This window comes from Streptomyces sp. NPDC008139 (genome assembly GCF_042957025.1).
Taxonomy (GTDB): domain Bacteria; phylum Actinomycetota; class Actinomycetes; order Streptomycetales; family Streptomycetaceae; genus Actinacidiphila.
The window spans coordinates 88,811-103,856 of record NZ_JBIBHM010000001.1; the positions used below are offsets into that span (position 1 = coordinate 88,811).

12 protein-coding genes are annotated in these 15,046 nt (G+C 71.4%); 8 read left to right on the forward strand and 4 right to left on the reverse strand.

Annotated features, from left to right (window positions below; all coding sequences use genetic code 11):
* The first annotated feature begins 38 nt into the window (after positions 1-38).
* The 5 genes from ACFZBB_RS00395 to ACFZBB_RS00415 all read left to right on the forward strand — a co-directional run bounded on the left by ACFZBB_RS00395 (position 39) and on the right by ACFZBB_RS00415 (position 7,516).
* A complete protein-coding gene (locus ACFZBB_RS00395) occupies positions 39-995 on the forward strand; it encodes an ABC transporter permease subunit (protein WP_391116324.1) in 957 nt (318 codons plus the stop codon).
* Positions 996-1,009: 14 nt separating this feature from the next.
* On the forward strand, positions 1,010-1,900 hold the full coding sequence (locus ACFZBB_RS00400) for an ABC transporter permease subunit (RefSeq protein WP_391116326.1): 891 nt from the start codon (positions 1,010-1,012) through the stop codon (positions 1,898-1,900).
* Between the two features lie 122 nt (positions 1,901-2,022).
* Positions 2,023-3,660, forward strand: coding sequence for an alpha-amylase family glycosyl hydrolase (locus ACFZBB_RS00405; protein ID WP_391116328.1), 1,638 nt, complete (start codon positions 2,023-2,025; stop codon positions 3,658-3,660).
* 336 nt (positions 3,661-3,996) lie between these two features.
* Positions 3,997-5,757: an NAD+ synthase gene (locus ACFZBB_RS00410; protein ID WP_391116330.1), complete on the forward strand. Its 1,761-nt coding sequence runs from the start codon at positions 3,997-3,999 to the stop codon at positions 5,755-5,757.
* A 127-nt stretch (positions 5,758-5,884) separates the two neighbouring features.
* A complete protein-coding gene (locus ACFZBB_RS00415) occupies positions 5,885-7,516 on the forward strand; it encodes a N,N-dimethylformamidase beta subunit family domain-containing protein (RefSeq protein ID WP_391116332.1) in 1,632 nt (543 codons plus the stop codon).
* On the opposite strand, the gene ACFZBB_RS00420 is transcribed toward ACFZBB_RS00415, so the two are convergent.
* The 4 genes from ACFZBB_RS00420 to ACFZBB_RS00435 form a co-directional block, all read right to left on the reverse strand.
* A complete protein-coding gene (locus ACFZBB_RS00420; RefSeq protein ID WP_391117435.1) occupies positions 7,422-8,786 on the reverse strand; it encodes a glycosyltransferase 87 family protein in 1,365 nt (454 codons plus the stop codon). The two genes, ACFZBB_RS00415 and ACFZBB_RS00420, sit on opposite strands and share 95 nt — an antisense overlap.
* A gap of 152 nt (positions 8,787-8,938) precedes the next feature.
* Positions 8,939-9,859, reverse strand: a complete 921-nt coding sequence (locus ACFZBB_RS00425; protein ID WP_391117437.1) for an endonuclease/exonuclease/phosphatase family protein — start codon at positions 9,857-9,859, stop codon at positions 8,939-8,941.
* A gap of 311 nt (positions 9,860-10,170) precedes the next feature.
* Complete coding sequence (locus ACFZBB_RS00430; protein ID WP_391116333.1) at positions 10,171-10,788, reverse strand: TetR/AcrR family transcriptional regulator C-terminal ligand-binding domain-containing protein; 618 nt, start codon at positions 10,786-10,788, stop codon at positions 10,171-10,173.
* On the reverse strand, positions 10,785-12,386 hold the full coding sequence (locus tag ACFZBB_RS00435; RefSeq protein ID WP_391116335.1) for a DHA2 family efflux MFS transporter permease subunit: 1,602 nt from the start codon (positions 12,384-12,386) through the stop codon (positions 10,785-10,787). The genes ACFZBB_RS00430 and ACFZBB_RS00435 overlap by 4 nt, the downstream gene beginning before the upstream one ends.
* A 160-nt stretch (positions 12,387-12,546) precedes the next feature.
* Between ACFZBB_RS00435 and panB the strand changes: the two genes are divergently transcribed.
* The 3 genes from panB (at position 12,547) to ACFZBB_RS00450 (ending at position 14,978) form a co-directional block, all read left to right on the forward strand.
* Entirely contained in the window at positions 12,547-13,470 is a 924-nt protein-coding gene (gene panB, locus ACFZBB_RS00440) for a 3-methyl-2-oxobutanoate hydroxymethyltransferase (RefSeq protein ID WP_391116337.1), read from the forward strand.
* 207 nt (positions 13,471-13,677) lie between these two features.
* Positions 13,678-14,304, forward strand: coding sequence for a sigma-70 family RNA polymerase sigma factor (locus ACFZBB_RS00445; protein WP_391116339.1), 627 nt, complete (start codon positions 13,678-13,680; stop codon positions 14,302-14,304).
* Positions 14,301-14,978, forward strand: a complete 678-nt coding sequence (locus ACFZBB_RS00450) for a zf-HC2 domain-containing protein (protein WP_391116341.1) — start codon at positions 14,301-14,303, stop codon at positions 14,976-14,978. Before ACFZBB_RS00445 ends, ACFZBB_RS00450 begins: the two co-directional genes overlap by 4 nt.
* The last annotated feature ends 68 nt before the right edge of the window (positions 14,979-15,046 follow it).

Sequence of the window (15,046 nt, forward strand, 5' to 3'; positions counted from 1 at the left end):
GTACCGGCCCGACGCATCACTTCAGTCGAGGAGCACCCATGGCGGCGACAACCGTCCCCGAGAAATCGAGTAGGCGCCACGCCGGGCGCCCCGTTGGTCAGCCCGAGGGAACGCAGCGCCGTTCCGGCCTGAGCCGTAAAGTCCGGCAGAATGTCCAGGCGTACGGCTTTCTGATCGGCGCGGTCCTCTGCTTCGGGTTCTTCTCGTGGTACCCGATGGTCCGCGAGTTCATCATGAGCTTCCAGAAGACCAAGCGCGGTGTCACCACCTGGGTGGGCTTCGACAATCTCAAGCAGGTCTACCACGACCCGTATTTCTGGACGGCCTGGCGCAACACCCTGCAATTCACGGTGTACGCGCTGGTGATCGGCTTCATCGTGCCGTTCTTCGTGGCGATCCTGCTCAATGAACTGCGGCACGCACAGGCGTATCTGCGCATTCTGGTGTACCTGCCGGTGATGCTTCCTCCGGTCGCCGGTGTGCTGCTGTTCAAGTACTTCTACAACCCGGAGTACGGGCTCTTCAATCACATTCTGAAGACCCTGCACCTGCCGACCTCCGCATGGCTGGACTCGTCGCACACGGCGATGATCTCGGTGGTGATCGCGGCCACCTGGATGAGCATGGGAAGCGCCACGCTGATCTATCTGGCCGCGCTCCAGAACATCCCCGGCGAGCTGTACGAGGCCGCCGACCTGGACGGAGCCGGGCTGTTCAGCAAGATCTGGCACGTCACGATCCCGCAGACCCGCATGGTGCTCTCACTCATGCTGCTGCTCCAGATCGTGGCGACCATGCAGGAGTTCACCAACGTCTATCTGCTGACCGGCGGCAACGGCCCGGAGAACTCCACCACGACGGTCGTGTACATGGTCTACCAGTACGCGTTCCGCTACAACAATTTCGGAAGCGCCGCGGCGCTGGGCCTTTTCCTGCTGCTGGTGCTGGCCGGATTCTCCGGTGTGTACGCGCGGCTGAGCCGGAACAGCGACTAGGACGGAAGACGGACATGGCAGCGTTCACCCAGCAAAACCGGACCCTGATCTCGTCGGCCACTTTGAGCCGACCGCGGGCGAAATTCGTCTACTGGACCGTGCTGAGCCTGGTCATCCTGGTCTTCACCCTGGTGTTCCTCGGCCCGCTCTACTGGATGGTGACCGGCGGTTTCAAGTCGGCCCAGGAAGTCCTGGCGAATCCGCCGACGCTCTTCCCGAAACACCCGAGGGCGAGCAACTACTCGGACGCCTGGAGCGAGCTGAAGATCGCCCGGCTGCTCTTCAACACCTTCTATTACGCGTTCGGCGCGCTGCTGCTGCAACTCGTCTTCGACGTGGCGGCGGCGTACGCGATCTCCAAGCTCCGGCCGGTGCTCGGCAATCTGATCCTCGGCATGATGCTCGCCACGCTGATGATCCCGGCGGCGGTGCTGATCGTGCCGCAGTACATGACGGTCCTCGACCTGCCGCTGCTGCACGTGAACCTGATCGGCACCCCGTGGGCGATCTGGCTGCCCACGGTGGCCAACGGCTTCAACATCTTCCTGCTCAAGCGATTCTTCGACTCGATTCCCGAGGACCTGATGTCCGCGGCGAAGATCGACGGCGCCGGGCCGCTGCGCACGCTGTGGTCGATCGTGCTGCCGATGTCGCGTCCGATCCTCGGCGTCGTGTCGATCTTCGCGGTGGTCAACGTCTGGAAGGACTTCCTCTGGCCGATGCTGGTGGAGCCCGACCCGAAGAACCAGCCGATCAACATCGGCATCAACTCGCTCTCGCAGGGCGTACCGCAGAACGTGCTGATCGCCGCGCTGGCCATCTCCGCGGTGCCGACCCTGCTGATCTTCCTGCTCTTCCAGCGCAACATCATGTCCGGCCTGACCGCGGGCAGCCTCAAGGGCTGACGGGTCACCGGACCGCAAGCCTTCCGTAACGCACCCCCAAGAACTCCGCCGCCGGCCTCTATGCCCACATCCCCGCCTCCGGGGCCGGCGGCGGGGTCCCACCTGCCCGAAAGGACGTTGACGTGGCAGACACCCCTCAGCCCGAGGCCGACGAGAACTGGTGGCGCGGCGCGGTCATCTACCAGGTCTATCCGCGGAGCTTCGCCGACAGCAACGGCGACGGCACCGGAGACCTCGCCGGGGTGCGTTCCCGGCTGCCCTACCTGGCCGAGCTGGGCGTCAACGCCCTCTGGTTCAACCCCTGGTACCCGTCGCCGATGGCCGACGGCGGATACGACGTGGCCGACTACCGGGACATCGACCCGGTCTTCGGCACGCTCGCCGAGGCCGAGAAGCTGATCTCCGAGGGCCTGGCGCTGGGCATCAGGACGATCATCGACATCGTGCCGAACCACATATCGGCGGCCCACCCGTGGTTCCGCGAGGCGCTGGCGGCCGGTCCCGGATCGCCCGCGCGCGACCGCTTCTGGTTCCGCCCCGGCCGCGGTGACAACGGCGAGCTGCCGCCGAACAACTGGCCTTCGCAGTTCGGCGGCCCGGCCTGGACGAGGACGACCGACCCGGACGGCACGCCCGGCGACTGGTTCCTGAACCTCTTCGACTCCGAGCAGCCCGACCTCAACTGGAACCACCCGGACGTCCGGGCCGAGCACGAGGACATCCTGCGGTTCTGGTTCGACCGCGGCGCGGGCGGTGTACGGATCGACTCCGCCGCGATGGTCGCCAAGGACCCGGAGCTGCCCGACCTGAGCAGCGACCCGGCCGCCCCGCACCCGTACATCGACCGGGACGACCTGCACGAGATCTACCGCGGCTGGCGGCGGATCGCCGACGGATACGACAACACGCGGATCCTGGTCGGCGAGGTGTGGCTGCCGGACGCGGTGCGTTTCGCGCACTATCTGCGGCCGGACGAGATGCACACCGCGTTCAACTTCGACTTCCTCGCGTGCCCCTGGGCGCCGGAGCAGCTCCGCAAGTCCATCGAGACGACGCTGGCCGCGCACGAGCCGGTGGGCGCGCCCGCCACGTGGGTGCTGTGCAACCACGACGTGACGCGTACGGTCACCCGCTACGGGCGGGTCGACACCGGCTTCGACTTCGCGACCAAGGCGTTCGGGATCCCGACCGACCTGGAGCTGGGCACCCGCAGGGCGCGGGCCGCCGCGCTGCTGACCCTGGCGCTGCCCGGATCCGTCTACCTCTACCAGGGCGAGGAGCTGGGGCTGCCCGAGGTCGAGGACATTCCGGCGGCCAAGCTCCAGGACCCGATGTACCTGCGGTCCGGAGGCACCGACCCCGGCCGGGACGGCTGCCGTGTGCCGCTGCCCTGGTCCGGCGACTCCTCGCCGTTCGGCTTCAGCCCCGAGGGTTCGGCGGAGCCGTGGCTTCCGCAGCCGGCCGACTGGGCGGGGCGCACGGCCGAGATCCAGTCCGCCGACCCGGCGTCGATGCTCTCGCTGTACCGGTCGGCGCTGCGGATTCGCAGCGCCGAGGCCGGTCTGGGCGACGGTCCCATGCACTGGCTCGACTCCGGCCCGGGCGTCCTCGCCTTCAGCCGCACCGACGCGTTCGTCTGCGTCGTCAACCTGGCCGACGCTCCTGCGGAGCTGCCCGCGCACAGTGAGCTCCTGCTCACCAGCGGACCTCTCCTCGACGGCCGTATCCCCGCCGACACCGCCGTCTGGCTGCGCCGCTGAAACGATTTTCTTGCGAGGGACGGCAGGCCGATCTTTTCTGGGGCGCGGCCCCGGCCGGTTCCTTGACCGGGGCGGTACGCCGATCTTTTAAGGGGCGCGGGGAACTGCGCGGCCAGCCACCAACGGGCCGGTGGCCCGGAGACAACCGATCTGCCCCGCCGGGGCCGGTGGTGACCTGCGGGAGCACGGTGGCTGAGCGCGCGGTTCCCCGCGCCCCTTCGCGCCTGCCCTCCACCGCGAGGTGGCCGGGCGGTTCCCCGCGCCCCTTCGGGGCCGACTCCCTGGGCAAGGGCGCCCCAGGCGACATCTCGTCGCATTGACGATTAAGATGAGGCCATGCCTCAACTACGCCTCGCCCTGAATCAGATCGACTCCCGCGTCGGCGACATCGCCGGGAACACCGAGACCGTCGTGCGCTGGGCCCATCACGCGTCCGCGCGCGGAGCGCACCTGGCGGCGTTTCCCGAGATGATGCTCACCGGGTACCCGGTGGAGGATCTGGCGCTGCGCGCCTCGTTCGTGGACGCGAGCCGCGCGGCCCTGGTGGCGCTGGCGAAGCGGCTGGCGGACGAGGGCCTGGGCGAACTGCCGGTGGTCGTGGGGTATCTCGGCCGCAGCGAGAACGCGCGGCCGAGGTTCGGGCAGCCCGCAGGGGCGCCGCAGAACTGCGCGGCGGTGCTGCACGGCGGCGAGGTGGCGCTGCGCTTCGCCAAGCACCACCTGCCCAACTACGGGGTCTTCGACGAATTCCGGTACTTCGTGCCGGGCGACACCATGCCGGTGATCCGGGTGCGCGGCGTGGACGTGGCGCTGGCGATCTGCGAGGACCTGTGGCAGGACGGCGGCCGGGTCCCGGCGGCCCGCGCGGCCGGCGCCGGTCTGCTGCTGTCGGTCAACGCGTCGCCGTACGAGCGGGACAAGGACGACACGCGTCTGGACCTGGTGCGCAGGCGCGCGCGGGAGGCGGGCTGCACGCTGGCGTATCTGGCGATGGTCGGCGGCCAGGACGAGCTGGTCTTCGACGGTGACACGATCGTCGTCGGCGAGGACGGCGAGGTGATCGCGCGGGCCCCGCAGTTCGCCGAGGAGTGCGTGCTGCTCGACCTCGACCTGCCCGCCGCGCCCGGGCCCGCGCCGTCCGGGCGGGTGGCCGACGGCCTGGAGATCCGCCATGTGACGCTGTCCGAGACGCCGGTCGAGCCGTATCCGGCCGAGTTCACCGGCGGCGAGGCCGAGCGGCTGAGCGACGACGCCGAGATCTACGGCGCGCTGGTCACCGGCCTGCGCGCGTACGTCGAGAAGAACGGCTTCCGCTCGGTGCTGATCGGTCTGTCCGGCGGCATCGACTCGGCCCTGGTGGCCGCCATCGCGGTCGACGCGATCGGCGCGGCGAACGTGTACGGCGTGTCGATGCCGTCGGCGTACTCCTCGGACCACTCCAAGGGCGACGCGGCGGAACTGGCCCGCAGGACCGGCCTCAACCTCCGTACGGTGTCGATCGCCCCGATGTTCGACGCCTACATGGCGTCGCTGTCGCTGACCGGCCTCGCGGAGGAGAACCTCCAGTCGCGGCTGCGCGGCGTCACGCTGATGGGGATCTCCAACCAGGAGGGCCAGATCGTGCTCGCGCCGGGCAACAAGAGCGAGCTGGCGGTGGGGTATTCGACGCTGTACGGCGACTCGGTCGGCGCGTACGGCCCGATCAAGGACGTCTACAAGACGACCGTCTTCCGGCTTGCGCGCTGGCGCAACGCCGACGCCGAGGCGCGCGGCGAGACCCCGCCGATCCCGGAGAACTCAATCGCGAAGCCGCCGAGCGCGGAGCTGCGCCCCGGCCAGGTCGACACCGACTCGCTGCCGGACTACGACGTCCTCGACCGGGTCCTGGAGATGTACGTCGACCGGGACCAGGGCCGCGAGGCGATCATCGCGGCGGGCTTCGACGCCGAACTGGTGACCCGCATCCTCAAGCTGACCGACACCGCCGAGTACAAGCGGCGGCAGTACCCGCCGGGCACGAAGATCTCCGCGAAGGGCTTCGGCAAGGACCGCCGGCTGCCGATCACCAACCGCTGGCGCGAGGGCGAGCAGAGCTGACCAACACCGCCCGGTGACCGCCGCGTTCGGCGCGCCGTGGCCGCGGGCGGCCGGATCACGCGCAGGATCGTCCTGACGGAGCCGAGCCGCACCCCAGCGCCCGGCGCACCGGGAAGGGGACGCGGAAGTGGACGAGGAAGCCGACGAGGAACGCGAGCACCCGGCCGCGAAGGGTCCGGCGCCCAAGCCGGGCGCCGGGAGCCCGCCTCCCGGCCCGTACGCCCGTCCCGCCGACGACGGCGCGCCGCCCGGTCCGGCCCGCCGGCGCGTGCTCCACGCGGCCGTCGCCGGGGTGGTCGGTGCGGCGGCGGCCGGGTGCGACAGCGGCTCCGCCGCGGTGCGCCGCACCCCCACCAGCGGCCCCACCCCCGTCCGGCGGGCGGGCACCGACGACTGGCGGATCCGCTCGCTGGGACCGCCGGACGCGATCGAGGGGTACGCCGACAAGGTCAGCGTCCGGCCCGGCGAGCGCGTGGGCCTGTACGTGTCGACGACCGCGCCCGGCTTCCGCGTCGCCGCCTACCGGGTCGGCTGGTACGGCGGGTCGCAGGCCACACGGGTGTGGACGTCGCCGCGGACGGCGGGGCACCGGCAGCCGGGGCCCAGGACGTCCGGGTCCACCAGGACCGTGACGGCGGGCTGGGAGCGCGGCCTCGACGTCCCCACCGACGGCTGGCCCGAGGGCGCCTATCTGCTGCTGCTCACCTCCGACGACGGCCATCAGCGGTACGTCCCGCTCGTGGTCCGCTCGGCCGTGGCCACGGGCCGGACCCTGATCATGCACGCGCCCGCGACCTGGCAGGCGTACAACGACTGGGGCGGCTACAGCCTCTACAACGGCCGGGACGGCGGCTACGGAGACCGGTCGCTGGCCGTGTCGTTCGACCGGCCGTACGCGAAGAGCGGCGCCGAGAAGTTCCTGGTGTACGAGCGCGCCCTGGTGGTCCTCGCCGAGCGGCTCGGGCTGCCGCTGGCGTACACGACGGGGATCGACGTCCACCGCGCCCCCGGCGTGCTGCGCGGCGCGACCACGGCCGTGGCGCTCGGCCACGACGAGTACTGGACGCCGGAGCAGCGCGCGCACGTCACGGCGGCGCGGGACGCGGGCACCAATCTGGTCTTCCTCGGCGCGAACACCTGCTTCCGACGGGTCCGCCTCGAAGCCGTCCGGGGCGGCGAACCGCGCACCGTGGTCTGCTACAAGACCGATTATCAGAGCGACCCCGGCCTCGCGCGCGACCCGGCGAAGCCGACCAACGACTTCCGCGCCCGGCCCGCCCCCGACCCCGAGTCCTCGCTGACCGGCGTCATCTACGAGGGGTATCCGACCGACGCCCCGTACGTGGTGGAGAGCGCCGACCACTGGCTCTTCGCGGGCACCGGCGCCGCGCGGGGCGACCGCTTCGCCCACCTGGTCGGCGTCGAGTACGACCGGGTGGACCCCGGCTATCCGACCCCGGCGCCGATCGAGGTCGTCGCCCACTCGCCGCTGGTGTGCGACGGCCGCGCCAGCCACTCGGACTCGGCGTACTACACGGTGCCCGGCGGCGCGGGCGTCTTCGCCACCGGGACGATGCGCTGGGTCGAGGGGCTGATGGCGGGCACCGGTCTGATGGGCCGCGACCACGGCATGGACGAGCGCACCCGGACGTTCGTCACCAAGGTCACGGAGAATCTGCTGACCGGCTTCGCCGCGGGGCGGGCCGCCGCTTCGCGGCCCGCCCCGCGGGCGAACGTGAGCCGGCTGTACGGGACCTGAGGCGGGCTGCGCGGGACCGCGCCGCGCGGGCCGGGGACGGGGACTCGGTACGCAGCGCCGTGGTCACCACGCGGCCCGCGACGGCGAGGAAGGCGAGCCCGGCCAGCGGGTAACAGGCCGCGAGGAGCATCTGGGCGGGGTTCTCGTGCAGTTCGGGGCGTGCCCGGCCGTGCGGGAGGGCCCAGAGCGCGTACGAGCAGAACACCAGGACGGCCGCCGCCGCGCCCCAGACCCACCGCCGGTCGTGGCGGCGTACCCCCTCGGCGACGAGCAGCACGGTCATGGGCACCGCCCACACCCAGTGGTGCGTCCACGACACCGGGCTGACCAGCAGGGCCGTCACACCGCAGGAGACCGCGGCCCAGGCGGCGGCGAACGGCAGCCGGTCCCCGGCCGTGAGCGCGCCCACCGCGACGGCCAGTCCCGCGAGGGCGACGGCGAGCGCGACGCAGAGCCAGAGCGTGCCGGGGTCGCCGCTGTGCGTCAGCCGGGCCAGGACGCCGCGCAGCGACTGGTTGGCGACCTCCTCGGCGTAACCGGCGCGGTCGGGCGAGAAGACGTCCTGGGTCCAGTAGCGGACCGAGTCGTGCGGGAGGGCCAGCGCGGCGACGCCGACGGTGGCCGCGAAGGTCCCGGCCGCGACCGACGCGCGGCGCAGATACGGTGTGCCGCGCCCGCGGGTGGTGAAGGCGGCCAGGGCGAGCAGCGCGACGAACAGCACCGGGGTGAGCTTGATGCCCGCGGCGATGCCGATGCCGACCCCCGCCCACCTGCGGTCGGCCCGGCAGGTGAGGTCGGCCAGCACCAGCACGGCGAGCAGCAGATTGACCTGCCCGTAGCGCAGGGTCGCCCAGACCGGCTCGCACCACACCACCAGCGCGGTCAGGAGCAGCGCGGACGCCACGGTCGGCCGCCGGTCGACCAGCCGCAGCGACAGGGCGGCGAAGGCCACCGCGAGCAGCAGATTCGCCACGGTCGCGGCGGTGCGCATGGCGCCCACGTCCAGCCAGGTCAGCGGGACGAACAGCAGTCCAGCGAACGGCGGATACGTCATCGGCAGTCCGTCGGCGCGCAGCGAGTACAGGTCGCCGCCGGTGCGTACCGTCCAGCCCGCCGCCCGGTAGACCATCACGTCGATCATCGAGACCCGCACCAGGCGCTGCACCAGCCACACGCCCGCGACGGACAGCAGGCACCACCCGGCGGCCACGGCGGCCCGGGCGGGGGAAAGCCACTCACGCCACCCGCGTCTGCGCGCGGCGGCGGACATCGGTTCTTGCATGGCGACACCCTCACGGCAGCGGACCGGGCGCCGGCGACGAGCACCTGCGGGTCACGCTCGCGCAACCGCCGCCGCGCCGCCACCTCGGTGCGCCATCCGGCGGAGTGCGCCGAACCGCGGGAAAGCCGTGTTCGGAGGGGTTACGGCACCTGGAGGCGGGCGGCGACCGGGAGGTGGTCGCTGCCGGTCTTCGGCAGGGTCCAGGACGCCTTGGGCTCGATGCCCTTGACCATGATCTGGTCGATCCTGGCCATCGGGAAGGACGCGGGCCAGCTGAAGCCGAAGCCGTTGCCCGCCGCGCCCTGCGTGGAGCGCATCTGCGAGGTGACCGAGGCCAGCGCCCGGTCGTTCATGGTGCCGTTGAGGTCGCCGAGCAGCACCACGCTGTGCAGGTTCTCGCCCGCGATGGCCCGGCCGAGCGCGTCCGCCGCGTTGTCGCGCTGTCCCGCGGTGAATCCGGCGTTGAACTTCACCCGCACGGACGGCAGATGCGCCACGTACACCGCGACCTGGCCGGCCGGGGTCTTCACCGCGGCCCGCATGGCGCGGGTCCACCCCATCTTGATGTCCACCGTGCGCACCCCGGACAGCGGGTACTTGCTCCACAGCCCGACCGTGCCCTGCACCGAGTGGTACGGGTAGGTGGCGGCGAGGTCGCGCGCGTAGCGGGGCGCCTGGCTCTCGGCCAGTTCCTCCAGGGCGACGATGTCGGCGCCGGCCGCGATGACGTCCTTGGCGGTGCCGTCGGGGTCCGGGTTCTCGGCGTTCACATTGTGGGTGAGCACCGTCAGATCGCCGCCGGAGGACGCCTTGTCGGTGACCAGGCCGCCGAAGAGGTTGAGCCAGATCACCGACGGCAGCAGCAGGGCGATCAGCGCGGTCGTGGAGCGCCGCAGCACGGCGGCCACCAGCAGCACCGGCACGGCCAGGCCGATCCAGGGCAGGAAGGTCTCCAGCAGACTGCCGAGGTTGCCGATCCGGTTCGGCAGGTCGGCGTGCACGAGCAGCAGGACGGCCACGAGGACGGCGACGACGGCGAGAATGATGCCGCGCCGCCACATGCCTTCGGGCTGCCACCAGTGACGGAACCGGGCGCGGGCTCCGGAGGCGTTCCTGGGCGGCAAGGCGCTGCCGTCCGTGGTCGCGTCCGTGCCGCTCTGCGCCTGGGTCATATGGGTCCTCACTGCCTTGCCGGGTGCTCTGCCGACCTTAGGGGATCGTTATGAGAACCGACGGACAGCGGGGTGCGGCGGGTTCCTTCACCCACCGCATCGGCCCCACCTGTGACACGACGGGGACACGGAGGACATATGTGGGGGGCGCGGTGGACATCCCCGCGCCCCCCGTGTACTCCCGTACGCCCCGCCGCTGGTCAGCCGCGTGGGCGCATCCCGTCGAGCAGCAGATCGACCAGCCGTTCGGTGAGGTCGGGCGACAGTTCGGCGTCCGGCCGGAGCGTGGAGCGCGCCAGCATCGGTCCGGTCACGAAGTCGACCAGCAGCTCGACGTCCCTGCCCAGTTCCGGCCGGATGTCGCCGTCGGCCATGCCGCGACGCAGCAGTTGGGCCAGCGCCTCACGGCGGGTGGCGATGACCGTGTCGTGGTAGCACCGCCACAGCTCGGGGCTGCTCTGCGCCTCGGTCAGCATCGTCCGCATCAGCGCGGACTCCCGCTTGGCCACACCGCGCCGCCGTATCGACTCGACCGCGACGATCAGATCGTCACGGAAGGACGTGCCGGGCAGTTCGGGCAGCGGGTGGGAGTCGACCGTGGCGAGCACGTCGATCAGCAGCGCCTCCTTGCCCGGCCAGCGGCGGTAGACCGTGGCCTTGCCGACCCCGGCCTCCCGCGCGATGCCCTCCATGGACAGCTCGGACAGCGAGGTGCCCTCGGCGATCAGCCGCAGCACGGTCTCGATGACCGCGCCGTCGACGGCCGCGGAGCGCGGGCGACCGCGCCGCGCGGCCGACGTACTGGCGGGGTCGATCACTGCTCGGCACCCACCTTCTCCGGCTCCGCGGCGGCGTCGGGCGCCTGTCCGACCCGCTCCTTGGCGGGCAGGAAGACCAGGGTGACGACGGCGCCGACCAGGGCGACGGCGGCCGAGCACGCGGCGGTGATGTGCATGGCGTGGATGAAGGCGTCGTTCGCGGGCTGGATCAGCGACTGGCCCTTGGGGCCGAGCTTCTCCGCGACACCGATGGTGGCCTGGATGGACTCCCCCGCCGAGTGCCGCGCGCCGGCGGGCAGGACGTCGAGGTGGTCGTTGATGCCGTTGCGGTAGACGGTGGACAGCACCGAGCCGAGGACCGCGACGCCGATCGCGCCGCCGACCTGCCGGAAGGTGTTGTTGACCGCGGACCCGGAGCCCGCCTTCTCGCGCGGCAGCGACGACATGATCATGACGGTGGCGGGCGGCATGACGTGCGCCATCGCCGTACCCATCAGGAAGAACAGCACTTCCAGCACCCAGATCGGCGTGGACTGGCCGAGCAGCAGGAAGCCGAGGAAGGAGATCGCGGTGAGGGTCAGGCCCGCGGTGCACACCGCGCGCGCCCCGAAGCGGTCGACCACCAGCCGGGCGCGCGGCGCGAAGACCATCTGCGCGGCGGCCAGCGGGAGCAGCAGCAGACCGGTCTTGAGCGGGCTGTAGCCGCGCACGGTCTGGGTGTAGAAGACGATGAAGAAGGTGACGCCCATCAGGGCGAAGAAGACCAGGCCGATGGCGGCGACGGAGGCGGAGAAGCGGCGGTCCTTGAAGTAGGTGACGTCGAAGGCGGGGTGGTCGCTGCGCTTCTCGAACAGCACGAAGGCGCCGAGGACGACGAGGCCGCCGACGATCGTGGCCCACACCTCGGGCTTGGTGAAGTCGCCGAACTGGCCGCCCTTGATGATGCCGTAGATCAGCAGGACCAGGCCGACGATGGAGAGCAGCACACCGACCGGGTCGAGGCGGCCGGGGCGCGGGTCGCGCGAGTCGGGCACCAGGATGAACATGGCGACGAGCGCGGCGATCACGATCGGCACGTTGATCAGGAAGACCGAGCCCCACCAGAAGTGTTCGAGCAGCGCGCCGCCGGTGATCGGGCCGATGGCGATGGCGAGGCCGACCACGCCGGTCCAGATGCCGATCGCCTTGGGCTGCTCCTTGCGCTCGAAGACGTTCATGATGATCGCCAGGGTGGCGGGCATGATGAAGGCGCCGCCGAGGCCCATCACCGCGCGGTAGCCGATCAGTTCACCCGCGGAGCCGGAGAACGCGGACAGCGCGGATCCGGCGCCGAACACGACCATGCCGAAGAGCAGGACCTTCTTGCGGCCGAGGCGGTCGCCGAGCAGGCCGGCGGTGAACAGCAGGCCCGCGAAGACCAGGGTGTAGGAGTTGATGGCCCATTCGAGCTGGCTCTGCGAGGCGCCGAGGCCGGTGGGTGAGGGCTGGGCGATGGTCTTCATCGCCACGTTGAGGATCGAGTTGTCCAGCACCACCACGAGGAGGCTGAACAACAGCACGGTGAGAATCGCCCAGCGGCGGCGGTGGATCGCCTCCGGCACGTGGGACGGCGGGGCGGTCATCGAGTTGTCGGCCATGAGGGTCAGCCTAGGGTCTTTTTCGATACGATCCCGTCTCGTATCGTAAAGGGGCGGCAAAAACGTGCCCCCTCTTTCCGGACCGGGCGAGCCGTGCCAGCATGGAAGGGATCCGGGGACGCCGTCAGGGCGCCTCGAGATGACTGAAGGAGCCGTCACCATGACGCAGCTTTCGGCTGCCCGCGAGCAGGGCCGTGATTCCCGGGCCGGCCAGGGCACGACCGCGACCGGCACGCCCGGCGCCCAGCCCGCCGACCACCCCAAGGCGCTCTACGGGGGCACCGGCACCCGTCGTATCACCGTCCGCGACCTGGCCCTGGCCAAGGAGCGCGGCGAGAAGTGGCCCATGCTCACCGCCTACGACGCGATGACCGCGTCGGTCTTCGACGAGGCCGGTATCCCGGTCATGCTGGTCGGCGACTCGATGGGCAACTGTCACCTCGGCTACGAGACCACCGTCCCGGTCACCATGGACGAGATGACGATCCTGGCCTCCGCCGTCGTACGCGGCACCAGCCGCGCACTGATCGTCGGCGACCTGACCTTCGGCGCGTACCAGGAAGGTCCCGTGCAGGCCCTGCGCAGCGCCACCCGGCTGATCAAGGAGGCCGGGGTCGGCGCGGTCAAGCTGGAGGGCGGCGAGCGCTCCCTGGCCCAGACCGAGGCGATCGTCCGGGCCGGTATCCCGGTCATGGCGCACCTGGGCCTGACCCCGCAGTCGGTGAACACCATGGGCTACCGCGTGCAGGGCCGCGGCGACGAGGCCGCCCACCGGCTCGTCCAGGACGCCAAGGCCGCGCAGGAGGCCGGTGCCTTCGCCGTCGTCCTCGAACTCGTCCCCGCCGAGGTGGCGGCCGAGGTCACCCGCTCGCTCCAGATCCCCACCGTCGGCATCGGGGCGGGCCCCGACACCGACGCCCAGGTGCTGGTCTGGACCGACATGGCCGGGCTCACCGGCGGCAAGGTGCCGCGCTTCACCAAGCAGTACGCCGATCTGCGCCGCGTGCTCGGCGACGCCGCCAAGTCCTTCGCCGAGGACGTCGTGGGCGGGGCCTTCCCCGCCGAGGAGCACACCTTCCACTGATCCCCTTCCACTGATCCCCGCGCCCGTCCGCGGAGGGCGGCGCCCCGGTTCTCCCGGGTGCGCCGCCCTTCTCGTTTCTGTCCGAAAACCTGTCCGCATTCTTACCCGCGTTCTCGTCCGGAACGGTTTTGTCCGGAACGGCATGAGTCATCCGGGCACGGCGTCCGTATACGGGAGGGGAGCGCCGCGGAACGGGAGGAGGTCGGCATGGGTCCCGGCACGGGCGAACTCGACCCACGGCAGCGGGTACGGCAGGATGCCGCCGTGGACGGACCACCTCCCGGCGCCCCCGGGCCGCCGGAACCGACGGAACCGCCGGTGTCGGCTCCGGAGGAGGAGCTGATGCGGGCGCTGTACCGCGAGCACGCGGGCGCGCTCTACGCCTATGTGCTGCGGCTCGTCGCGGGCGACCGGTTCCTGGCCGAGGACGTCGTGCAGGAGACGCTGCTGCGGGCCTGGAAGAGCGCGGCCAAGCTCGACCCGGCGGCCCGTTCACTGCGGCCCTGGCTGGTGACGGTGGCCCGGCGGATCGTGATCGACGGCCACCGCAGCCGCGGCTCCCGGCCGCCGGAGACCTCGCCCGCCGCGCTCGACCTGCTCCCCGCCAGGGACGAGCTGGAACGGTCGCTGCGGCTGATGACCATCTCCGACGCCCTGCGGGACCTGTCGGACGCGCACCGCGAGGTGCTGGTCGAGACATACTTCCGCGGCCGTACGGTCAACGAGGCGGCGGACGAACTGGGACTGCCGCAGGGCACCGTACGGTCGCGGGTGTTCTACGCGCTGCGGGCCCTGCGGAACGCGCTGGAGGAGAGAGGGGTGACCACTTCATGACACCGCACGTCGATGTGGGCGCCTATCTGCTCGGGGCGCTGGACGAAGCGGAGATGACCCGCTTCGAGGAGCACCTGGTCGAGTGCGAGAGCTGCGGCCGGGAGCTGGACGAGCTGAGCGGGCTGCTGCCGGTGCTCAACGAGATGCGCGAGGACGGCGTCGCCTTCGCGCATCCGCCCGGCGGTGACGCGATGCTCGGCCGGCTGCTCGACCAGGTCGCCCGCGAGCGCGGGGCGCGCAAGCGGCGGCGGCTGGCCGCGGTGGCCGCCGTGGCGGTGCTGGTGGTCGGCGGACCGCTGGTCGCGGTGCTGGCCACCGACGACGGCGGCGGGCGCCCGGCCGCCGGGGCCTTCGCGTCCGACCAGCGCTCCGCGACCAACCCGGAGACCGGCGTCAGGGCGACCGTCGGCATCGCGGACAAGGGCTGGGGCAGCGTGGTGGACCTGCGGCTGACGGGCGTACGCGGCCCGCAGACGTGCAGCCTGGTCGCGGTCGCGCTGGACGGCAACGGCCAGACGGTGGCCACCTGGGCGGTGCCGGAGACCGGTTACGGCACGGACGCCCAGCCGCGACCGCTGACCGTGCACGGCGCCGCGGGACTGCACAAGGACTCGATCAGCCGCTTCGAGATCCGGGCGGCGGACGGAACACTGCTGGTCAGCGTGCCACTCTAGCGTTACCGACCGATCGGTGACCGGTCGCTGACAGGTCGCTGACACGCCATCGCTACGGTCGGTCCCCG